The organism is uncultured Gemella sp., from assembly GCF_963515875.1.
Taxonomy (GTDB): Bacteria; Bacillota; Bacilli; order Staphylococcales; family Gemellaceae; genus Gemella.
In genome coordinates, this window is sequence record NZ_CAUPZX010000018.1 from 1 (window position 1) to 22,460 (window position 22,460).

Annotated in this window: 19 protein-coding genes; 1 reads left to right on the forward strand and 18 read right to left on the reverse strand. The window is 29.1% G+C overall.

Annotated elements, in window-relative coordinates; all coding sequences use genetic code 11:
* The 12 genes from RWL85_RS04505 to RWL85_RS04560 form a co-directional block, all read right to left on the reverse strand.
* The coding region (locus tag RWL85_RS04505) for a Rib/alpha-like domain-containing protein (RefSeq protein WP_314085426.1) at window positions 1-2,474 on the reverse strand (2,474 nt) is incomplete at its 3' end.
* 470 nt (window positions 2,475-2,944) lie between these two features.
* Entirely contained in the window at window positions 2,945-3,208 is a 264-nt protein-coding gene (gene yajC / locus RWL85_RS04510) for a preprotein translocase subunit YajC (RefSeq protein WP_314085428.1), read from the reverse strand.
* Between the two features lie 87 nt (window positions 3,209-3,295).
* Window positions 3,296-4,450 carry a tRNA guanosine(34) transglycosylase Tgt gene (tgt, locus tag RWL85_RS04515; protein ID WP_314085429.1) on the reverse strand — a complete coding sequence of 385 codons (1,155 nt, stop codon included), beginning with the start codon at window positions 4,448-4,450 and terminating at the stop codon, window positions 3,296-3,298.
* Between the two features lie 22 nt (window positions 4,451-4,472).
* On the reverse strand, window positions 4,473-5,501 hold the full coding sequence (gene queA / locus RWL85_RS04520) for a tRNA preQ1(34) S-adenosylmethionine ribosyltransferase-isomerase QueA (RefSeq protein ID WP_314085431.1): 1,029 nt from the start codon (window positions 5,499-5,501) through the stop codon (window positions 4,473-4,475).
* A 175-nt stretch (window positions 5,502-5,676) separates the two neighbouring features.
* Window positions 5,677-6,888, reverse strand: coding sequence for an FtsW/RodA/SpoVE family cell cycle protein (locus RWL85_RS04525; RefSeq protein WP_314085433.1), 1,212 nt, complete (start codon window positions 6,886-6,888; stop codon window positions 5,677-5,679).
* Window position 6,889: 1 nt separating this feature from the next.
* Window positions 6,890-7,174, reverse strand: a complete 285-nt coding sequence (locus tag RWL85_RS04530) for a DUF1507 family protein (protein WP_314085435.1) — start codon at window positions 7,172-7,174, stop codon at window positions 6,890-6,892.
* A 9-nt stretch (window positions 7,175-7,183) separates the two neighbouring features.
* Window positions 7,184-7,384, reverse strand: coding sequence for a YqgQ family protein (locus RWL85_RS04535; RefSeq protein ID WP_314085436.1), 201 nt, complete (start codon window positions 7,382-7,384; stop codon window positions 7,184-7,186).
* A 10-nt stretch (window positions 7,385-7,394) separates the two neighbouring features.
* Entirely contained in the window at window positions 7,395-8,834 is a 1,440-nt protein-coding gene (locus RWL85_RS04540) for a tetratricopeptide repeat protein (protein ID WP_314085438.1), read from the reverse strand.
* 39 nt (window positions 8,835-8,873) lie between these two features.
* The gene (locus RWL85_RS04545; RefSeq protein ID WP_314085439.1) at window positions 8,874-9,377 is read right to left on the reverse strand and encodes a PTS glucose transporter subunit IIA; all 504 of its coding nucleotides are present in this window, start codon (window positions 9,375-9,377) and stop codon (window positions 8,874-8,876) included.
* Between the two features lie 219 nt (window positions 9,378-9,596).
* Window positions 9,597-10,658 (reverse strand): signal recognition particle-docking protein FtsY, encoded by a 1,062-nt coding sequence (gene ftsY, locus RWL85_RS04550; protein ID WP_314085441.1) that lies wholly within the window; start codon window positions 10,656-10,658, stop codon window positions 9,597-9,599.
* A 182-nt stretch (window positions 10,659-10,840) separates the two neighbouring features.
* Window positions 10,841-12,340 carry a lysine--tRNA ligase gene (lysS, locus tag RWL85_RS04555; RefSeq protein ID WP_314085443.1) on the reverse strand — a complete coding sequence of 500 codons (1,500 nt, stop codon included), beginning with the start codon at window positions 12,338-12,340 and terminating at the stop codon, window positions 10,841-10,843.
* A gap of 1,410 nt (window positions 12,341-13,750) precedes the next feature.
* Window positions 13,751-14,398 (reverse strand): GDSL-type esterase/lipase family protein, encoded by a 648-nt coding sequence (locus RWL85_RS04560; protein WP_314085445.1) that lies wholly within the window; start codon window positions 14,396-14,398, stop codon window positions 13,751-13,753.
* A 170-nt stretch (window positions 14,399-14,568) separates the two neighbouring features.
* On the opposite strand from RWL85_RS04560, the gene RWL85_RS04565 reads away from it, so the two are divergent.
* The gene (locus tag RWL85_RS04565) at window positions 14,569-15,477 is read left to right on the forward strand and encodes a cation diffusion facilitator family transporter (RefSeq protein ID WP_314085447.1); all 909 of its coding nucleotides are present in this window, start codon (window positions 14,569-14,571) and stop codon (window positions 15,475-15,477) included.
* Window positions 15,478-15,533: 56 nt separating this feature from the next.
* Here the strand turns inward: RWL85_RS04565 and RWL85_RS04570 are convergent, their stop codons facing one another.
* The 6 genes from RWL85_RS04570 to RWL85_RS04595 form a co-directional block, all read right to left on the reverse strand.
* The gene (locus tag RWL85_RS04570; protein ID WP_314085449.1) at window positions 15,534-16,217 is read right to left on the reverse strand and encodes a YjjG family noncanonical pyrimidine nucleotidase; all 684 of its coding nucleotides are present in this window, start codon (window positions 16,215-16,217) and stop codon (window positions 15,534-15,536) included.
* A gap of 92 nt (window positions 16,218-16,309) precedes the next feature.
* Complete coding sequence (locus tag RWL85_RS04575) at window positions 16,310-17,356, reverse strand: LLM class flavin-dependent oxidoreductase (RefSeq protein WP_314085451.1); 1,047 nt, start codon at window positions 17,354-17,356, stop codon at window positions 16,310-16,312.
* Between the two features lie 60 nt (window positions 17,357-17,416).
* Window positions 17,417-17,824, reverse strand: a complete 408-nt coding sequence (locus RWL85_RS04580) for a MarR family winged helix-turn-helix transcriptional regulator (protein WP_314085453.1) — start codon at window positions 17,822-17,824, stop codon at window positions 17,417-17,419.
* Between the two features lie 139 nt (window positions 17,825-17,963).
* The gene (locus RWL85_RS04585) at window positions 17,964-19,754 is read right to left on the reverse strand and encodes an ABC transporter ATP-binding protein (protein ID WP_314085454.1); all 1,791 of its coding nucleotides are present in this window, start codon (window positions 19,752-19,754) and stop codon (window positions 17,964-17,966) included.
* Window positions 19,747-21,900 carry an ABC transporter ATP-binding protein gene (locus tag RWL85_RS04590; protein WP_314085456.1) on the reverse strand — a complete coding sequence of 718 codons (2,154 nt, stop codon included), beginning with the start codon at window positions 21,898-21,900 and terminating at the stop codon, window positions 19,747-19,749. The genes RWL85_RS04585 and RWL85_RS04590 overlap by 8 nt, the downstream gene beginning before the upstream one ends.
* Window positions 21,887-22,351, reverse strand: coding sequence for a MarR family transcriptional regulator (locus tag RWL85_RS04595; RefSeq protein WP_314085458.1), 465 nt, complete (start codon window positions 22,349-22,351; stop codon window positions 21,887-21,889). Before RWL85_RS04595 ends, RWL85_RS04590 begins: the two co-directional genes overlap by 14 nt.
* Window positions 22,352-22,460: the final 109 nt, after the last annotated feature.

The window sequence follows — 22,460 nt, forward strand, 5'->3', positions numbered from 1 at the left end:
AAGACTTCTTCTCTTAATGACTCACCTTTTTCACTTACTACTAATTCTGGTAAGACTTCTTCTCTTAATGACTCACCTTTTTCACTTACTACTAATTCTGGTAAGATTTCTTCTCTTAATGATTCACCTTTAGAATCTGTATAAATGCGAATAGGAATATTTATTAAATCAAAAGAATTATCACTATACTTTGCTTTAATAGTAGCATTGACATCCCCTATTTCATTAAGATTCGAACTATTTACAATTTCATAAGTAATATTTTTCGGGATTCCGTCTTTTGCAATTTTCTTAACAACACTGTCAAGATTTATATTACTTCCTTGACGTAATAGAATTTTATTATCATCAATTAATCTTGGTGAATATTTACCTGCTTCAGTTAATTCTAGTGCTGTACGTTTATTAATAACATCCATTCCCAGTCTTGCTAATTCTCTACTCATATTATTTATAACTAGTTGTGTAGATAAAGTATTAGCAAGAGCTAATGAAGCTTCACTTAATTTAGTTGATAAATTTGTTTTAGCAAGAGAATAATTATTTACAGAATTCGCTGTTTTATCTGATAAATCAACAATAGTATCTATTAGTTTATGTGCAGCATTCACTACAGAATTTAATTCTTGTTTATTAGCCTCATTGACTAGGATCGGTACGTCAATTTCATTACTAGTATTATCATCAAGATAAAGTATTTTTACTTTTGCATGTTTCGTACCTAAAGAAGTTAATCCGTCTTTTTTAATAACAGTTAATTTAGTATTTACAGGTAATATACTCTTATTTACTTTGTTTATAATATCATTATCTTTTAATATGTCTCCAATAATTACAGAAACTGGATTTTTATCTACTAGCTTCGGTAAGAACGTCTTGCTTAATGTTCCCTTTTCAGGATTTACAATCTTCAAATTATTGATATTATTTACTTTTACAACTTTTCCGTCAATATTTTGTCTTGTACCAAAATTAAAATCTGTATTACTATTCATTCTACTTTCAAAATAAGATGTTGAAGAATGCTTTCCTTGGCTACTTCCTACATTTTTAACATATTTTGGTCTTAAGTTGCCAGGTATGATATTGTCATTATCAGTAAAATAATTTTTAATTTTTCCAATTTGCATCATATCATTAGAAATATTTTCTTCTTCCTCTGGAACTCCCCAGAACCAACCACCTGTTTTTATTCTAGGCGCATTGAAAGTATATGTTTCTCTATAGTAATTATATTTATTTTTCTCAGCTAAAACACTAGCTCTTAAAGCTAAATATCCACCCAAAGAATGACCTGTAATATAGAGATTTGTAAACTCTTTATTATTTCTAAAGCTATTTATTAATTCTTTAGCAGCCTCACTTTGATTTGACTCATTCCCGAAAGCTAATGCTATGTCGGCTTTCAAGTCTCCACCTTGTCCCATATTAGTTCCAGCAAATGCAAGTACCTGAATTTTCTCACCTTTTAAGAATGGGAAATTATTTTTTGTTTCAAACAATACCGCATCTAATCCATTATTTTGATGAAATGTTTGCTTCACAGTCCAATACGGAGATAATTCACTATGAGTAAGTCTTTTAATTTTATCTTTTTCTAAAACAATTGGCAATTTATTAGATAAAATATTTTTTACATTCTCATCTGATTCATATGCTAGATTCATAAACATAGCCATATCTCTTGCTGAAATATTCCAAATTAATTTATCTCTATCTTCTTTATCATTAAGACCATCACCGTCTGTATCAGTAAGTCTTGGGTGAATATCATATCCTAAATATGTTCTTCCATCTTTTTTATAGATATACAATTCATCCTTATTCGCAATACCATCTCCATCATCATCTGCATCAGGATTAAGTACAGCTTTTTTATAAATTAAACTATCGTATTTCCCACCTTCTAATCCGATATAACCCTTAGCTATATCTTGTGCATATTTAGCGGTTAAACGAGAAATAATTTTTGTACCTTTTTCTACAGGAGCTTCTACATCTTGAGATGAAGCACTAGATGCAGTATTACTTTCTGTATTTTTATTTATTATGTTTGTTAGTAATGTTGCAATATTTTGACTATCATCAGTTCGTCTATCCAAAACATTTAAATTATTGTTTGAAGTTTGATTGCCACTAGAATTAGCTTGATTAACGATATTATTTTCTACTGCAGAAGTAGTTCCACTTCTTGTTGATCTAGTAGATGAATTTATAGCTGTTGTATTGTTTCTATTTTCAGCTGAAGAAAGTACACTATTCTCTCTATTATTTATATCATTATTATTCTGTGTATTAGAAGTTGTTACTTTATTTTCTATATTTGTACTTGTTACATTTGTATTTCCAATTTCATGGGCGCTTGCATCACTTCCTAAAAATATAAATGCTCCAATAGCAACCGAAGCGATACCAAAACTTAATTTTTTAATTCCATATTTAACTATTTTATTATCTAATTTGTGCTTAAGCATATTTCCTCCATACTTATAAACCTTAAAAAATATCATATAAAAATTCATTAACATTTTTTTTTGTTAACTAATTATTCTATACTCTTATTAGTATACACGAAAATTCAAATAATGACAATTTTATTTTTTAATATATATTTATGTTTTATACTTTGCAACAAATATATTTTTCTTATTTTTCTATGTATATTTTTAAAATTTTTACTCATTTTGTTACTCTTAATCGAATTTTTGCATATCTACAAGGTTATATTTTTTGAATTATATAATAATTTATCAAAGTATTTTTTATACTATAGACTTAGTTTAATACTTTTTTATTACAAAAAAATAAGAGAGTGACTCGACAAAATAAATTCTGTCAAGTCACCCCCACAAAGTTTATATAATATCAGTAAACTGCTGTGTCTATGAGTTTTCATATACACTTTTTTAAAATTTAGGACTTTAGTCTCAGACTTTTTAATTGATTATTTTGCAACTAAGCTACGAATAGCATTACGATCTATTTCGATTTCTACTTTCGGTGCAATTCTTACTTTTACTGTTACTGTCCCTACTTCTACGATATCTCCGTAAATCCCTGCGAAAGTTACAATTCTATCTCCTTCTTTTAACGAATCTTGAAGAAGCTTTAATTCTTTATTTCTTTTAGATTGTGGTCTAATTATCATGAAATACATAAATCCAAAAAGGAATACAATCATAATAATATTTACATATGAACCTTGCATGTTTTACCTCCATTTATTTATATATATGTTTATTCTACTATATAGTAAGTAAAAAATAAACCTTTTATACTATTTTTTTATAATTAATTAGAAATTTTTAGGATTTTCTTGATTCAATCCATATTTTTCAAAGAATTCTTCTTTAAAGTCTAATAACCTATCTTCTTTTATAGCTTGACGAATATCTTTCATCATATTAATCAAGAAATGGATATTATGAGTAGTCGCTAGTCTAGCTCCAAAAATCTCATCAGCTTTAAATAGATGACGAAGATAAGCTTTTGTATAGTTTTTACAACAATAACATGAGCATTCTGGATCAAGTGGTGTAAAATCTTCTGCATACTTAGCATTTTTTACTACTACACGACCAGCAGAAGTCATACAAGTACCATTACGTGCTATACGAGTTGGCAATACACAATCAAACATATCAACCCCTCTTAACACTCCTTCAAATAGAGCATCAGGAGATCCCACTCCCATTAAATATCTAGCTTTATTAGCTGGCAATAACGGTGTTACATGCTCTAAAACTCTATACATTTCATGTTTAGGTTCTCCTACTGATAATCCCCCAATAGCATACCCTGGAAAATCCATACTTACCAAGTCTTTAGCACTTTGTTCACGAAGATCATTAAATCCAGCTCCTTGTACTATACCAAAGATACTTTGCATTTTAGGATTTTTATGAGCTTCTAAACATCTTTCTGCCCAACGACTTGTTCTTTCTACTGACTGACGAATATATTTATAATCGTGATTATAATCTGGACATTCATCAAAAGCCATCATAATATCAGAACCTAGAGCATTTTGAATATGCATTGCTTTTTCAGGAGATAAAAATAGTTTTTCTCCTGATAAATGATTTTTAAAATGAACTCCTTCTTCTTCTATTTTTCTCATTTCACTTAGAGAAAATACTTGGAAACCTCCAGAATCTGTCAGAATACTCCCATCCCAATTCATGAATTTATGAAGTCCGCCTGCTTTCTCAACAATTTCTTCACCAGGACGTAACCAAAGATGGTATGTATTAGATAAAATAATATCTGCACCCATTCCCTTCACTTCTTCAGGTGACATCGCTTTAACAGTAGCTTGAGTTCCAACAGGCATAAATACAGGAGTTTCAAAACTACCATGTGGTGTATGAACTATTCCTAATCTTGCACCAGATTGTTTACAAGTTTTTATATGTTCATACCAAACTGCATTTTCTTTTACATCTCTCATATAACATTTTTCCTTTCAATAACTATATTATTATCATCGCATCTCCAAAACTGAAGAAACGATATTTATTTTCAACTGCTATGTTGTACAACTCTATAACTTTTTCTCTATCATAAAATGCACTTACTAGCATTATTAACGATGATTTTGGTAAGTGAAAGTTTGTAATTAAACAATCAACACATTTAAACTCAAATCCTGGATAAATAAAAATATTAGTCCATCCAGATGCCGCAACAATCTTACCATTATTATCACGAGCAATTGTCTCCAGTGTTCTTGTTGATGTTGTACCTACAGAGAAAATTCTTCCACCATTTTCTTTTGTTTGATTTATTATTTCAGCTGTTTTTTCATCCAAAGTGTAATATTCCGAATGCATATCATGATCTTCTATATTTTCTACAGCAACTGGTCTAAAAGTACCTAATCCAACATGAAGAGTTAAATAAGCTATATTTACACCTTTTTCTTTTATTTTTTCTAATAATTCATTCGTAAAATGTAACCCAGCAGTTGGTGCAGCTGAACTTCCTACCTCTTTTGAATAAACTGTTTGATATCTTTCTTTATCACTTAAACGTTCTTTAATATATGGAGGAAGTGGCATAGTACCAAGTTCATCTAATCTTTCCTGAAAAATTCCTTCATATTTGAATTCAAAATGTCTAAATCCATCATCTAAAATTTTTGTACATACTGCTTCCATCACACCATCACCGAAGGAAACAATACTTCCCTCTTTTATTCTTTTAGCAGGTTTAACAAGACATTCCCAATCATTATGACCAAGATTTTTTAATAAAAGCACTTCTATTGCAGCACCTGTATCCTTTTTAGCACCATATAATCGTGCTGGCATTACTCGAGTATTATTTAGTACTAAAGTATCTCCAGGATTAAAATAATCTATAATATCTGAAAAAACTTTATGTTCATGTAAATTATTTTTTCTATCTACACAAAGCAACTTACTTGTATCTCTTTTTAAAAGAGGGGTTTGTGCTATAAGCTCCTCAGGTAAATAAAAATCAAATTGTTCTAATTTCATTTAAAATCTCCTTTAAAAGTTACCTTTACTATTATAGCTTGATTGCCTTAAGTTAGCAAGTCTCACCATAATAATTTATAATTTTTTCCATTCATTACAATTCATAAATCTAAAATATTTATTTTAAAAGTAAAATTCGGACTAATATGTTAAATATTAATCCGAATATTCAATATTATTTATTACTTCGTAAGTATTTTACATGAGCTAATATATTAGTAGCTATTCCTAAACCTATACTTAAAATTAAAATAGAACTACCACCATTACTAATGAATGGTAATGGTACCCCAGTCATTGGAATAGAAGCTGTTACTCCGCCTATGTTTACTACTCCTTGTACTACCAATAAGCTTGCAAAGCCAAGAGAGTACATTGCTGAAAATGTATTTCTTGATTTCGTACCTGATAAAATTACTTTACCTATTAGTACAAGTAATAACATAACAACAAATACAACACCAACAAATCCTAATTCTTCAGCAATTATAGCTAGAATAAAGTCTGTATGTGCTTCGGGTAAATATCCTAATTTTTGAATAGAGTTACCTAAACCTCTACCAAATAGTCCACCATTACCAAAGGCAACATACGAATTTATTACTTGATCAGCAGCGGCCGCCAAATCTTCTGAAAATGGGTTAATAAACACTTTTAAACGATTTGTTCTATAAGAAGTACCACTACTAAACAATGTACTTTTTATCATAAACAGCATAAGCACCGCCACTCCAGCAATCAACGCAAGAGATATAATTTTCTTTACATTTTGAGAATGCATATTTGAACATAGCGTCATTATTCCGATTACTGATAAAGTAATAAGCATCATTCCCGTATCATTTTGTATCGCGATTAATGTTACAAGTGAAAGAGGAATACCAAATATTTTCAGAAGTTCTGAACTAGTGCATATTTGTCTCAACTTCACTTTTCTTGTCTCTAAAATAAAAGCCATATACATAATAATAAAAAGTTGTGCTAAAGTTGAAGGCTGAAAACTGAAAGAACCTATCCTAATCCATGATTTTGCACCATTAATTGCAGGCATTACTTGTGGTATTAAAAGTAAAATAAACATTACAATAAAACCATATTTTAATAATTCTTTCTCTTTAAAAACCTCAAACGGTATAGCAACCGAAAATAGTAAGAACGCTAAATAAGCAAGAATTGCCCACATAGCTTGTCGTTGTAAGAAATAAGTCTCACTTACTGGAATACCCGATGTAAATGTTCCATATTTATTTCCTATCATACTGGCACTATACACCATCATACAGCTTAAAACTAACAAAACTAGTAGCGTTAAAGCTACCATCCAATCTAATCTGACATGACGGCGTTCATGCTTTATAGATCTATGTATTTTTCCAAAAAGTTTCATACTAATTCGCTTTACTTTCTTGAATAACAGTATTATACATTTCACTAGCCTTATCTTCTAGATCAGCTAGTATTATACGTCCTGCCTCTTGAGAGATACAACCTATTTCTACTGCCAAGTTTATTTCTTTTGAAAGTCCATAAATTTGAGTATCAATAACATCTTGATATAAAGGACATTTTCTTTGACCTTTCACTGATACACAAGCATTAATCATCTCTTCAATCTTCATAACGTCTTCTTCAATTCTTTTACGTACCTTAATAAAAATAAGGTTATTTTCCATTATTATCACCTATCCTTTTGATAATTCATAATTAACTTCATGTCTTATTATAGCAATTGCCCTAATAAAATCTTCATTTGAAATTAATTCTAAACGTCTTAATTCTCTTACTTCATATTCTACCATACTTAATGTATGTTTTCTATCCTTCATATATATTATTATACCAAAAGATTTTAAAAATTGCTGTAAATCATAAAAATTTATCATTTATCTCACCTTAAAACTTATTCATTTCGTCAAGTAGGTTTCTATTAATCTCTCTTGCATCTAAATCGTAAGCTTTTTGAGCATACTCTTTTGCTTTAGAATAATTGCCTTCTTGTCGCTCAATGACAGCTAAATTATAGTAAATCGGTGCAAATGTATTATCAAAATTAACCCCATCAAGAAATACTTTTTTAGCATCTTGCTTAGTAGCTGCAGTCATTTTTACCATACCTAATTCATAATAAGTTAACACAGATTTGTTTTTTGAAGTTAACTCTTTTTCTAAGTTAAAAATATCTTCATCGCTATATGTTTTAACTAACCTATTATCAACTCTTCCAGCTCTATACCTATTTACCACACTCTTCGTATTAATTCCAGAAAACAATAATACTTCTCCAATACTACTAAGAATAAGTATAGTAACAAATGCAATATACATATTCTTTTTCTTCATAAGGAACAACTCTAAGAAAACTCCTAAAATAAAAGAAAACACATATAATACTATTGAAGTTCCAAATAATATCGAAGCTGTTGCTAAATAAACTATTGAAATAGCTCCCGAATACATAAATTTCAAGTTATCATTTTTCTTACTTAGTTGTTCCATAAATAGCGAACCTAATACCGCAATATTTGAAACTAAAGCAATATCAAGTACACCTGAATAACCAAATATCAATAATAAATTAAAAGCAAAAGAAACGATAAATAAAATACCAATACTCTTTAATACATTTAATGATTTATTAAATAAAATAGAAGTAACAAATAATGTCACAATTAACATGAATAATTTCATAGAATTATCTACTATAAATACACTAGTAAACATTCGATAAAATTGACCACTTATTATTTTTTGATAACTGTATTCAAAATATTTATATAATGAAGAATTTTTATTTGATAGATAAAGCACTAAGTAATTCACTAAAAATAAAATCAAATAAAAAATCGATAATCCATTATATTTTATATTAAATAAATTTTTATCAAGTGTTTGTCTTTTGTATAACTCTACTACTCTATTTTTATAGCGTAATGTATCAGGTGTTCCTTCTATAAATTGTTCATCTTTTTCCCTTAAAAATAATTTACTATTTTTTTGATTATATAGTATTCTCTCTATTATTAAACTATTAGAAATTCTATATTTTTTATAATCATCTAAAATTTCATCAAATTCTGGAGAAACATATAGGATTTTCATTTTTAAGCTACTCAGCTTAAACATTTTTTTTAGTCTAACTTCATTCCTAATTACATTAGAAACAATACTGTCAATTTCTGTTGATTTAAAACTATCTCCGTATATAAACCTTATTAATTCATTGTCTTCATTAATAAGCCAAACGTCTTTTTTTTCTGGACGATAATATAATATACTATAATTATATTTCGTTATATACAGATAAATTATCTTCCAAAATTTCTTATCATTCATAAATTCGCCACTAATATTAAAACTTAAATAGACCTAGGTCTATTTAAGTTTTAATTTTGCTACTTCTTGTGAGAAATCAACAGATTCATTTAATTTTAATACTTCAATGTTTGTTACTGCATCCATGTTAGTAATTACACAAGGAGTAATAATATCCTTAGCTTTTTCTTTTACTAATTCTAAATCATAAGTTAATAAAGTTTGACCTACTTCAACTCTATCTCCAGCAGATACAGCTACTTCAAAACCTTCACCTTTCATAGCAACTGTTTCTAATCCAACGTGAATAAGAAGTTCTATATCTCCTGATTTAATACCAAAAGCGTGTTTAGTTGGGAATACTTGGATAATTTCTCCAGCAACTGGTGAAATTAATTTTCCTTCTTCAGGAATAATCGCAAATCCATCTCCCATCATTTTTTGAGCAAATACTGGATCTGGTACTTCAGTAATATCTACTACTTTACCTTTCATGTATGAGTTTAATACTAACTCATGTACTTGTTCTTCTTGTTTTCCGAATAATTTAGATAAAAATCCCATTTTAATCCTCCATATATTATTGCCTTCTTAATATATCTATTATATACTTTTCTTACATATTTTTCAATTAATTTTGGAAAATTATTTGAAATTCAATATTAAAATATTTCTGTAAGATTTAACAACTTACTCATTATTTATTTTATATGAATCTAGTAAAAAAACTAACGAATTTAAATTCAAAAAATCCATTAGTTTTTTGTTATTTAATTTTTAAATTTATTCTTCAGATTGATTGTCGTCTTTCTCTGTATTTTCTTGATAGAATAACCCATAAATATATTGTTCAGGGTCAAACACTTCTAAATCATCAATATTTTCTCCTAATCCAACAAGTTTAACTGGGATTCCTAATTCTTTCTTAATGGCTATAACAATACCACCTTTAGCAGTTCCATCAAGTTTAGTAAGGATAACACCTGTTACATCACTAACCTCTTTAAATGTTTTGGCCTGCAAGATACCATTTTGACCTGTTGTTGCATCAATTGTTAATAACACTTCATGAGGACCTTCTGGAACTTCCTTCTTAATTACACGTACAATTTTTTCAAGTTCTTTCATTAGGTGATCTTTATTTTGTAGACGACCTGCTGTGTCACATAGTAGTACATCATAACCTTTTGCTTTGGCAGATTGAATTGCGTCAAAGATTATTGCTGCTGAATCAGCACCTTCATGTGATTTCACAATATCAGCACCACTACGTTTAGCCCATACATCAAGTTGATCAATTGCACCTGCTCTAAATGTATCTCCAGCAGCTATAAGAACTTTTTTCCCTTCTTTTTTAAGATTATGAGCTAGTTTACCAATAGAAGTCGTCTTACCAACACCATTAACCCCTACAAATAAGAATACTGAAAGTTCTTTTTCAGAAGCGTAGTTAAGCTCTGATTTTACTGTTCCTTCCATGTATACATCTACTAATTTTTCGATAATCATACTTTGAAGTTCGCTTGGTTCTTTTAAATTTTGTCTTTGTGATTCCACTTTTAAGTAATCAACTAATTCTAGTACAGTATTATAACTTACATCCGATTGAATAAGTAATTCTTCTAAATCTTCAAAAAATTCTTCATTTATTTCTCTATATGAACTAATTAAGTTATTAAGTGCATTAGTGAAATTATCTCGTGATTTTTTAAGTCCTTTCTTAAATTTTTCGGTTACAAACTGACTTTCGACGAATTCTTCATATTCATCTAGTGAAATCAGCGTCTCATTTAATTCTTCTTTAGCAGAAAATTTTTCTTTTAATCTTTCAAAAAAGCTTGCCATTGGATACTCCTTTATATCTTTTTTATATGATAAAAGGGAGTCTAAGCTCCCTTTAATTTTCTATTAAAGCTTCCTATTTTTTAGGGAGTTTTAATTTATAATTTTGTTATATTATAAGTTTGCCTCTTTTTGCCCTTTTTTCATCAGTTACCCTTTACAAACGCTGATATATCAACGTCGGTTTACTTGTGTTTCATGTATGGGAACAATAGGACGTCACGAATTGAAGCTGAGTTAGTTAGTAACATAACTAATCTATCAATTCCAATTCCTAAACCACCTGTTGGAGGCATACCGTATTCTAATGCTTCTACGAAGTCTTCGTCCATTTCATAAACTTCTTCGTTACCAGCATCTTTTTCATCCATTTGAGCTAAAAATCTTTCTTTTTGATCGATTGGATCGTTTAACTCACTAAATGCATTTGCATGTTCACGTCTAACGATAAACAACTCAAAACGATCAGTGAATCTTGTATCTTCAGCATTAGTTTTAGCTAATGGAGATACTTCAACAGGGTGACCGTACACGAATGTTGGTTGAACTAATGTTTCTTCTACAAATGTTTCAAAGAATTCATTAATAATGTGACCAACTTTCATATCTTTTCTTACTGGAACATTATGTTCTTTAGCTAATGCGTGAGCTTGTTCATCAGTCATTTCTTTCCAGAAATCAACACCAGTAACTTCTTTAATAGCATCTACCATATGAACACGACGCCATCTTGGAGTTAGATCAATTTCATCTTCACCGTATATAACTTTAGTAGTCCCGTGAATTTCATTACAAATATATGCAATCATAGATTCAGTTAAGTCCATAATATCGTTATAATCAGCATATGCTTCATATAACTCGATCATAGTGAATTCAGGATTATGTCTTGTAGATACCCCTTCGTTACGGAATGCACGACCAATCTCATATACTTTTTCTAAACCACCAACGATTAAACGTTTTAATGGTAATTCAAGAGCGATACGCATAAATAATTGCATATCAAGTGCATTGTGGTGAGTTACAAATGGACGAGCTGCAGCTCCACCAGCTACAGAGTGCATCATTGGAGTTTCAACTTCTAGATATCCACGTTCATTTAAGTAACTACGCATAATTTGAATAATCTTTGAACGTAAAATAAATGTTTCTTTGCTTTCTTCATTCATAATTAAGTCTACATACCTTCTTCTGTAACGCTCTTCAACATCTTTAAGTCCGTGGAATTTATCTGGTAGTGGACGTAGTGCTTTTGTTAAAATTTCAAATTTATCAGCTTTAACAGATAATTCACCTACGTTAGTTTTGAATAATACTCCTGTTACACCTACGATATCCCCAAGGTCAAGAGTCTTGAAGTACTCATAAGAATCTCCTACTCTATCTTGACGAACATAAATTTGAACCTGACCACCTAGGTCTTGAACGTGAGCAAATCCTGCTTTACCTTTACCACGTTTTGTCATAATACGTCCTGCAATAGTTACAGAGATATTTTTTTCTTCTAATTCTTCTTTACTATATTTATCATATTCCGCTACGATTTCATTTGAAAGGTGAGTTCTTTCGAATTTAGTTCCAAATGGATCTAAACCACTTTCTCTCATAGCTTCCATTTTTTCACGACGAACAAGCATTTGGTCATTTAAATCTTGCACATCTACTTTAATTTCTTCTGTCATGTTAAATTCCTTTCTAGCATAATCTAGTATTTTTAATCAGATACTCTTTATTATAACATATTTTCAATGATTTTGTTAAATCTTACGAAGAATTTTATTATTTTTTCAACTCTAATAAAAGAAACTAACAAAAAAATCCTAGATTTTTTAAAATTTATATGAAAACTCATAGACGCAGTGATTTATTAATATTTAAATTCATTTTATAAAAGCTATTTATATATTTAATTAACCTTATTAAAGTTATTGGACAAAATTGAGTTCTCTAAAATCACATTTTTTCAGTCACTTCCATTCAAGTTACACTATCTGCCTTCATTTAATTGATATTAAAATATTTTTTTGATAAAATATCATTGTAACTTCTAGCATTTTATTTAGAAGGTTGAAGTTATCCCTCCTAGTATCTTACTGCGGATAACTTAAATATTTTTAAAAAATCAAATTAAGTTAGAAAATAATAATACGGAGGAAATAATGTGATAAACTATACTTTTAAAAGAGAAAATATACTATTAACTTTTTATACAGTTTTATTATCTTTATTAATATGTACATTCTCATTGAAATATCTATTTTTAGAGAAATCACTATATAACTTCTTTAATTTTATCCTTTTATTTATTATTTTCTTTAATAGTTGGTTATTAGAAGTAGTTCATTTAAACAGATATGGAAAAGGTAGTTTTCTTAATTATTTCTTTTTAACATTACAAATAATTATTATTCTAAATTTACTTATAAGAAATCCATTAGATATAAAAAGAATATTAGCTACATTAGTTCTATTAGCAGTAACTTTAAGCGTTCAACATATAACTGAGTACATTCTAACTGACAAAAAAAATCTTATGATAAAAAAACTTACTGAGCCATTTTGTTACATTCACACGGTACGGACATTAACTCTACTATTAGACTTAATATTCATTGATTATTATTTTTGGTTTATACTTCTTACTTTTACGATAAGTCAGCTATTTCCAAGTTTTATATCTAGGAGTGTCCACGTTAGAGATATTAATTTTCATCACTTAACTAGCCATTTATTTATAATGACTAACTTCATTGTCTTTTCTTTGGCATTAAGTGATTTAAAACTTAATATTCCTACCAGTAGATATTGGTTAATTTGTATTATTTTTATCATTTTACTAATTATCTATTATAAAATTTTTAAAACAATCGATAGAACTTTAACCAAGCAATCAGGTAATACATATATAATTGGTGTGTATTTTACAATATTAGGATTAATATTTATCAATTTATTTTTCGTTTTAGAATACGACTGGAAATATATTCCACTGTGTATTATATGTTATGCTGTAAGTTATCAATCTTTTAAACATTATAAAAAAATAGAAAGATAGTAAGCTCTCTAAGTTAGAAAGTTTACTACCTTTTTATTTATCTTGCTTCTTCGTAATCTAATATTTCTGATACTTTACTTGCAATATACTTCGCTAATTTTTCATGATTTTTGTCATCTAAGTGAATGCAGTCAATTAATGAAGTTTCTGCCACACGCCCAGCATTTAAAAAGTCAACTTCATATTTATCGCTAACTTCTTTAAATGTTTGAGCTAAGAATTTCGATTGTTTTAAACTATTTTCATCAAAATTACCAAATAGACTTTGTCTTTCTACTATTTCATCACGAAGTGGAACTGGTGAAACAACTAGAATCTTAGGAATTTTATAAGTAGGCATTAAATGAGGATTTCTAATATATTTAATATATTCTTCAATTCCGCTAGAAATGTGTTTTGCACTTGGATTAAATTGCTTTTTAAGGTCATTTGTTCCTAACATAATTATTACTAAGTCAACAGGTACGTGGCTAAGCATTAAAACTGGTAATGTATCAATACCACATCTTACAGGAACTATTGTATCTTTTGCTGTAACAGTTCTTCCGCAAAGTGCTTCCTCAATAATTGTATCATTAGTACGCAACTCTGCTAATAATTTAGGCCAACGTTTATCTGTTCTAACACCATCTTCTCCTGGAACATATCCCCAAGTATTACTATCCCCAATACATAAAATACGCATAATTTTCTCCACCTTTATCCTTTTAAATTCTTCTTAATTTTATCAAACTAATATAAAAAAAGCAATAGAACCAAATGATAAAAGTACTAATAATTGTTATCAATGCAGTATTTTTGCAATGTTATTCCTCTTGATTTATAATAACAATATTCTTAAAATAGGAGGACAAAATGATACAAACAAATTTTCATCATAAAAAACATTATAAAATTCAAACATATTCAAAAAAAATATTATACATAACATTAATTTTAACAATAAGCTTTGCATTATTAGAATACATAGGAGGGCTGCTTTCTAATTCATTAGCACTACTAGGTGATTCTTTCCACATGTTTTCTGATGTTATTGCATTAGGATTTAGTCTAATAGCATTACTATTTAGTTCTAAAAAACCTAATAAAAAATATACTTTCGGTTTTGTTAGATTAGAAGTATTAGCTGCTTTTCTTAACGGTCTTATGTTAGTTGGTATTTCAATTTACTTGATTTTTGAAGGATTTATGAGATTCTTCAATCCAAAAGATATTGATTTCAAATCAATGCTTATAATTTCTACAATCGGATTAATCTTCAATATTGTAGTAACTATAATTTTAACAAAGAGTTTAAGAGAAGAGGATAACTTAAATATTCAAAGTGCTCTTTGGCATTTCCTTGGTGACTTAATCAGCTCAATAGGAATCATAATTTCATCAACAATTATCTACTTTACAAACTATCAAATCGTCGATGTTATTATGAGTATTATCATTAGTATAATTCTTTTCAAAGGTGGTTATAAAATTACTAAATCTTCATTTGTAATTTTAATGGAAGCTACAACTCTAGATACCAAGGAAATCTACAATAAAATAAAAGAGATTGATGGTATAGATGATATTCATGAATTTCATATCTGGCATACTGATACAAATGAAACTAACGCAGCTATGCACATTCTTTTAAAAGAATATAACACTTCTAATGATTATAAGATTGTAGAAAATGTCAAGATACTTCTTAAGGAAGAATATGACATTGAACATTGCTTTATCGCATTAGAAAATATTAAATATAACGATCATACTTTACATTAATTAAAATGACTCTAAAACAATAATTCTAATTGAATCATGATTTTAGAGTCATATTTTTATATATTTAACAAATCTACTATTTTATTTATTTTATATGTAGGTATTATTTCAGAATTTTTATTATGATGAATATCCACTAAGCAACTATCAATTCCAGCATTGTTAGCACCTAATATATCTGAAGTTAGAGTATCACCTATCATTAAAACTTCAGACTTATTCTCAACACCGATTTCTTTAAAAATAATATCAAAAAACTCGCTATCAGGCTTCTTACTTCCTATTTCCTCGGAAATAAAAATCTTCTCAAAATACTTATTAAGATTATTATTTTTAAGTCTAGTATGTTGAGTAACTCCAATTCCATTCGATGCTATGTATAATTTATGAGTTAAACTTAATTTTTCTAACATTTCTACAATGCCCTCAAAAAGCTGATTTCCTTCAGCTAGATAACTTCTATACCTATTATCTACCTCACTACCATCAACTTTCATATTAAATAATGTAAAAAATCTTATAAATCTCTCACTTGTAACTACTTTATTCGATATTTCTCCACGTTCAAAACTTCTCCATAGAGATTTATTTATCGTTTCATATTGTTCAAACAACTCATCGCTATACTCAATATTTTCATCTTCTAATAATTTTTTAAAAGCTAAAACTTGTGCTTTACCAAAATCTAATAAAGTATCATCTAAATCAAATAATAAATATTTATAGTTATCTAGTATCATCGTTTCACTCCATATGTTTATTATCTACTCATTATAACATAGAGATCAATTATTTAGAAAAAATATATTTATTTGATTTATAAATTTAAATTTTATTTTTTAGATTTAAAATATTCTCGAACTCGTGGAGCCACTTCTTCGCCAAATAACCTTATAGCTTTCATTATATCTTCATGTGGCATAGAACCTAGTGGAAGATGTAACATGAATCTATCTAATCCTAATGTTTCTATCATATCTATAAGTTTACTCGCTACAGTTTCAGGACTTCCTACCAACATAGAACCATCTCGCCCTACGCTATTTAAATATTGTTCAAAAGTAAGAGGTCTCCAAAATGGTCTATCTTTCGAAATTGCATCTACTACTTGTTTTGTTGGATGGAAATATTTTTTAATAGCTTCTTCATCAGTTTTAGCTATGAATCCCCAAGAATGAGAGGCAACTTTTAATTTATCTTCACTATGACCTGCATTACGTCCTATAGCTCTATAATAATCAATTAAACCTTTGAAAGCTTTATATTGTCCTCCAATTATTGCGTATGCTATTGGCAATCCTTTTTGTGCTATTTTAATAGTAGATTCTGTATTCCCACCTGTTGCTACCCAGATTGGAAAGTCTTTTTGAACACTTCTCGGATATACCCCCTTATTTTCTACCTTTTGTGTATGTTTTCCTTCCCATGTTAACTTTTCATTAGCTTTTATTTTATCCAACATTGCTAATTTTTCATCAAACAATTCTTCGTAATCTGCCAAATCGTAACCGAACAACAGGAATGATTCTGTAAAAGAACCTCGCCCAACCATAACCTCTGCTCTTCCATTAGAAATAGCATCGATAGTTGCATATTGTTGATAAACCCTTATTGGATCTGCAGACGATAGTACCGTCACCGCAGAACTCAATCTTATATTCTTTGTGACAGCAGCTCCTGCTGCTAACAATATCTCAGGTGCTGAAACAGCAAAATCTTCTCTGTGATGTTCTCCTATAGCATAAAGATCTAATCCAACTTCATCTGCAAGCTTCATCTCTTCTATCATATTTCTAATACGCTCATCATGTGTTGGTATTATACCAGTTCCTTCTATTTTAGTTGTTTCACCAAATGTACTAATTCCTAACTCTATCATTTTTTATCCTCCTAAATTATCTCAATTTCAAGATATTATTTCAAAAAAAGAAAATAATCTTTAATTAATTTTCTTTAGTATTTCTTTCAATGTAACTAATTCATCTTTAGTTAAATCATCGAAAATCATTTTTGTATTTATTTTATGTATAGGGAAAATATCGTCCATTAATTTTTTTCCCACTTCTGTTAACTTTATGTAAGTTACTCTTTTATCCTTTTGACTAATTTTTCTATTAACATATCCTTTTTTCTCAAGGTTATCGACTACGTATGTAGCGCTTCCACTAGCAAGCAATATTCTATCACGTATTTCTTGAATACTCTTCTCGCCTTTACTATATAAAAATTCCATAACAGCAAATTCAGTCACATTAACTGGATAATTCTTTAAAGTTTTCTTTAAATCATCTATTAATAAATTACTTGCTCTCATAATTCCAATAACAACTTTAAACTCATTATTCATAAGAATTCTCCTATTTCATTTACACATATTAACACCATAATTATCTCGAATATGAGATAATTATACTTTATACACTTGATATTGTCAAAGAAATAAAATTAAAGACATCTAGAGATAAATCTCTAAATGCCTTTTAGCTTTATTCTGCAAATTGACTTTGATATAATTCTGAGTAGAAACCTTTTTGTTTCAATAATTCATCATGGTTACCTTGTTCAATAATATCTCCATCTTTTAATACTAATATTTTATCTGCATTTCTGATTGTCGATAAACGGTGAGCGATAACGAATGTAGTACGTCCTTCCATAAGCTTATTCATAGCTTTTTGAATTAATACTTCTGTACGTGTATCTACACTCGAAGTTGCTTCATCAAGAATTAATATAGGTTTATCAGCAAGTATTGCACGAGCAATAGTTAAAAGTTGCTTTTGACCTTGTGAAATATTTGAAGCATCTTCATTTAGTTCCATGTTATAGCCACCCGGTAATGTTTTAATAAAGTGGTGAATATGAGCTGCTTTAGTCGCTTCTATTACTTCTTCATCTGTGGCATCTAAACGACCATAACGAAGATTCTCCATTATTGTACCTTTAAATAACCATGTGTCTTGTAGTACCATTGTGAAGTAAGAACGCAGTTCGGATCTATCAAGTTTAGAAATATCTTTTCCATCAATATAGATATTTCCTCCATTGATATCATAAAATCTCATAAGAAGTTTAATCATCGTTGTTTTACCTGCACCTGTAGGACCAACGATAGCAACCATCTCTCCTTTTTTAACATCACTAGTAAAGTTTTTAATAATTATTTGATCTTCTACATATCCAAATTTTACTTTATCGAATACTACATTACCTTCTTTACTTGTAACTGTTTCTAGTACTTCTGCATCTTGTTCGTCTTTAGCATCTAAGAACTCAAATACTCTTTCACCAGCAGCAGCCATTTTTTGAATTTCTGACATAGACTGAGCTATTTGACCTATTGGTTGAGTAAAGTTTCTTATATATTGAATAAATGCTTGTATATCCCCTACACCAATAGTTCCTTTAGAAACTAATAATCCACCTGAGAATACAATACCTACATAACCAAGGTTTCCTACAAAGTTAATCACAGGGAACATTAGTCCTGAGAAGAAGTTCGCTTTCCATGATGATGTATATAATTGTTTATTTTTATCATTGAATTCTTTAACACTTTTTTCTTTGTAGTTAAATGCTGCAATAATATTTTGACCTGAGAAACTCTCTTCGACCTGCCCATTTACATCTGAAAGCATTTTTTGTTGGCTTCTGAAATATTTTTGACTCCATTTTGTTATAGCACCTAGTAGTATTCCTGAAACAGGAATTAAAGCTAACGCTATTAGTGTCATGACAGGACTAATTGTAAATATCATTATCAACACCCCAAGTACCATTGCAGTATTAGAAATCATCTGAGTGAAACTTTGATTTAATGATTGTCCTAATGTATCTACATCATTAGTTACTCGAGATAGAGTTTCACCGACTGTACGTTGTTCAAAATATCCAACAGGTAATGTATTTATTTTTTTACTAATTTCTTTACGAATATCATATGTCATTTTTTGAGAAATATTACTCATTAACCATCCTTGAATAAACATAAACAGTGATGACAGTATATATAAACCTAATACTGTTAGTAAAATTCCCGCTATTTTTTCAAAATTTATACTACCTTCATTACTAATTTTAGCAACCAATCCTTCGAATAATTCTGTAGTTGCCTGACCCATAATTTTAGGACCTACTATACCGAATACTGTACTTGCTAATGCAAAGAATACTATCAAAATACTTGAAACTTTATACTGTGTAAACATCAATTTGATAATTCTTTTTAACGTTACGGAAAAATTATTAGCTTTTTCTATTTTTTGATCTCTATCCATGATGTTTACCTCCTTTTTTTAATTCTTCTTCACTAAGTTGGCTTTCTGCAATTTCTAAATATGTTGGACAAGTTTCTAGGAGTTCTTGGTGTTTTCCGATTCCAACTATTTTACCTTCATTCATTACGATAATCTTATCTGCATTTAAAATTGTTGCTATACGCTGAGCAACTATGATAGTAGTTACGCCTGACATTTCTTCTCTTAAAGTTTTTCTTAATTTTACATCTGTTTTGTAATCTAGAGCTGAAAAACTATCATCAAAAAGAAGTATCTTAGGATTTTTTGCCAGTGCACGAGCGATTGAAAGACGTTGTTTTTGCCCTCCTGAAACGTTAGATCCACCTTGTGAAATTTCACTTTTAAACTTATCTTCTTTTTCATTAATAAATTCTATTGCTTGAGCAATTTCAGCAGCTTTCTTCATTTGTTCATCCGTAATATTTTCATCAGAGAATTTGATATTTGATTCAATATTACCGCTGAATAAAACTCCTTTTTGAGGAACAAATCCTAAAATGTCTCTAAGTTTACTTAAACTTATATCTCTAATATTAACTCCATCTATTGAAATTTCACCTTCACTAGCATCGAAATATCTTGGAATTAAGTGAAGTAATGTAGATTTACCACTGCCAGTACTTCCTATAATTGCAGTAGTTTTTCCAGCTTCTGCTTCAAAACTAATGTTACTAAGCACTGGATTATCAGCTCCATCAAACGTAAAGCTAACATTATCAAATTTAAGCTTACCTACTACATCTTGAAGCTTACTATCATCAACATTCTCACTATCTACCACAGTTACCTCGGTAGCCAGTACTTCATTTATACGACCGGCTGCAACTTCAGCACGTGGTAATTGCATCATTAAGAATGTAAAGAATAAGAATGACATTACTATTTGCATTGTATATGTTATAAATGCCATCATATCTCCAACTTGAATACTACCAGCATCTATATTTTTCCCACCAACCCAAATTATTAATAATGCAATACCATTCATAATTAACATAATCATCGGCATAAGTGCTGATAAAGTTCTATTGATGAAAAGTTGTTCATTTTTTAAAACTGTATTTTCTTTATCGAATCTTTCTTCTTCATATTTTTCACGACCGAAAACACGGATTACAGAAATACCAGTTAATGCTTCACGAGTTACTAGGTTTACTTTATCTATAAGTTTTTGCATTATTTTAAATTTAGGCATTACTAAAAATGAAATTACACCTAATGTTAACCCTAAAATACCTACACCTAATGCAATTATCCAAGTCATTCCAGTATCGGTTTGTGTAACTTTATAAACTCCGTATACTGCCATCATCGGTGCATAAATTGCGATAAATAACATCATATTTAAAGCATTCTGAATTTGTTGAATATCATTTGTACTTCTGGTAATTAATGAAGCTGTAGAAAATTTATCAATATCTTGTTTAGAAAATGATAGTACTTTGTTATATAGTTTTTCTCGTAAGTTATAAGCTATTTTCGAAGAAATTCTACTAGCTATAAAGTTCGAAATAACACTTCCTATTCCTGAAATAAATGTTACGATTATCATCATGATTCCAACTTCTTTTAGATAATTTTTTCTAATCTCATTAGTATCAATTCCTACATTATTTCTATATTCTTCTTTTACATAGCGAATACCGGCCTGTTTTGTAATCATATCAGCCGAACTTCCTAAGTCACTAATTGATTTATTCTTTTGTTCAATTAAACTATCTTTCTTGACTAGTCCTAGTTTGACACCTTCTGCAACCTTATCTAGATCTAAGTTTTCAGATTTTGCTCCAGATACTACAGTCATAGTATTTTTTAATATATCATTTAATTCGCTACGTTCTTGCTCATTAATGCTATCAAGTTTATAAACATCACCATCTTTAGTGTATTTAGATGTGACTTTCTTTATTTCATCATCGGTCATAAATAATTGTAATTCACTAAACGATTTTTGACTAATTTTCTCAGGAACAGCATCTTGAATACCACTTTGTTGTATACCTTTATCGACAATATTACTAGTATATGTTGGTAACGCAAGCTCGGCGACAACACGAACGCCTAATATCGCAACTAAGAATATCATCGGTACCAAGAAACCTTTTAAATATTTAATCAGTTTCATTGTTTTCCTCCTTATCAGATAATTCTTCTCTAAAAATCTCATTTACTCGAGATAATAATATATCAAACGCTTCTTTTTCCCTTACATCAAATTTATTCCAAATAGATTGGAACCATTCTTCATAAGCTTTTCTATGTGATTCTATGCATTCGACTCCTTTTTCAGATAAACTAAGATATTTTTTCCTTTTATCTTTTTCATCCGTACTTTGAACAACAAAATCTTTTTCTAGTAATTCACTTACAAGTGCTGTAACTCTAGGTTTTGTCACATGTAGTTCTTCACCTAATTCCTGCATCGTAATTTTTTCTTTATAAGACAAAAATAACATTGCTTGAAATTCAGGCTTTCTATATGGTGCATCACTTTTCTTATGAAATCTTTTCATTATCAACCTAAATTCTTCCATCATATCCATTGCTTTATGATATGAAATTTCCTCTACGCTCATTTTTTACCTCCTTTAATTTTATGAATTAGTTCATAACATTAACTAATTAGTTAACCACGTTAACTATTATATTGCATTTTAATCTTTAAGTCAATAGATAATTTAAATT

What these genes read in the sequence shown, in the direction of transcription:
- RWL85_RS04530 (WP_314085435.1), bottom strand. Translation starts at nt 7,174, where the DNA reads ATGGAAAATAACCTTATTTTTATTAAGGTACGTAAAAGAATTGAAGAA.
- yajC (WP_314085428.1), bottom strand. Translation starts at nt 3,208, where the DNA reads ATGCAAGGTTCATATGTAAATATTATTATGATTGTATTCCTTTTTGGA.
- RWL85_RS04595 (WP_314085458.1), bottom strand. Translation starts at nt 22,351, where the DNA reads ATGAGCGTAGAGGAAATTTCATATCATAAAGCAATGGATATGATGGAA.
- RWL85_RS04565 (WP_314085447.1), top strand. Translation starts at nt 14,569, where the DNA reads ATGATACAAACAAATTTTCATCATAAAAAACATTATAAAATTCAAACA.
- RWL85_RS04570 (WP_314085449.1), bottom strand. Translation starts at nt 16,217, where the DNA reads ATGATACTAGATAACTATAAATATTTATTATTTGATTTAGATGATACT.
- RWL85_RS04585 (WP_314085454.1), bottom strand. Translation starts at nt 19,754, where the DNA reads ATGGATAGAGATCAAAAAATAGAAAAAGCTAATAATTTTTCCGTAACG.
- RWL85_RS04545 (WP_314085439.1), bottom strand. Translation starts at nt 9,377, where the DNA reads ATGGGATTTTTATCTAAATTATTCGGAAAACAAGAAGAACAAGTACAT.
- RWL85_RS04540 (WP_314085438.1), bottom strand. Translation starts at nt 8,834, where the DNA reads ATGAATGATAAGAAATTTTGGAAGATAATTTATCTGTATATAACGAAA.
- RWL85_RS04580 (WP_314085453.1), bottom strand. Translation starts at nt 17,824, where the DNA reads ATGAATAATGAGTTTAAAGTTGTTATTGGAATTATGAGAGCAAGTAAT.
- RWL85_RS04575 (WP_314085451.1), bottom strand. Translation starts at nt 17,356, where the DNA reads ATGATAGAGTTAGGAATTAGTACATTTGGTGAAACAACTAAAATAGAA.
- tgt (WP_314085429.1), bottom strand. Translation starts at nt 4,450, where the DNA reads ATGAGAGATGTAAAAGAAAATGCAGTTTGGTATGAACATATAAAAACT.
- queA (WP_314085431.1), bottom strand. Translation starts at nt 5,501, where the DNA reads ATGAAATTAGAACAATTTGATTTTTATTTACCTGAGGAGCTTATAGCA.
- RWL85_RS04525 (WP_314085433.1), bottom strand. Translation starts at nt 6,888, where the DNA reads ATGAAACTTTTTGGAAAAATACATAGATCTATAAAGCATGAACGCCGT.
- lysS (WP_314085443.1), bottom strand. Translation starts at nt 12,340, where the DNA reads ATGACAGAAGAAATTAAAGTAGATGTGCAAGATTTAAATGACCAAATG.
- RWL85_RS04590 (WP_314085456.1), bottom strand. Translation starts at nt 21,900, where the DNA reads ATGAAACTGATTAAATATTTAAAAGGTTTCTTGGTACCGATGATATTC.
- RWL85_RS04560 (WP_314085445.1), bottom strand. Translation starts at nt 14,398, where the DNA reads ATGCGTATTTTATGTATTGGGGATAGTAATACTTGGGGATATGTTCCA.
- ftsY (WP_314085441.1), bottom strand. Translation starts at nt 10,658, where the DNA reads ATGGCAAGCTTTTTTGAAAGATTAAAAGAAAAATTTTCTGCTAAAGAA.
- RWL85_RS04535 (WP_314085436.1), bottom strand. Translation starts at nt 7,384, where the DNA reads ATGATAAATTTTTATGATTTACAGCAATTTTTAAAATCTTTTGGTATA.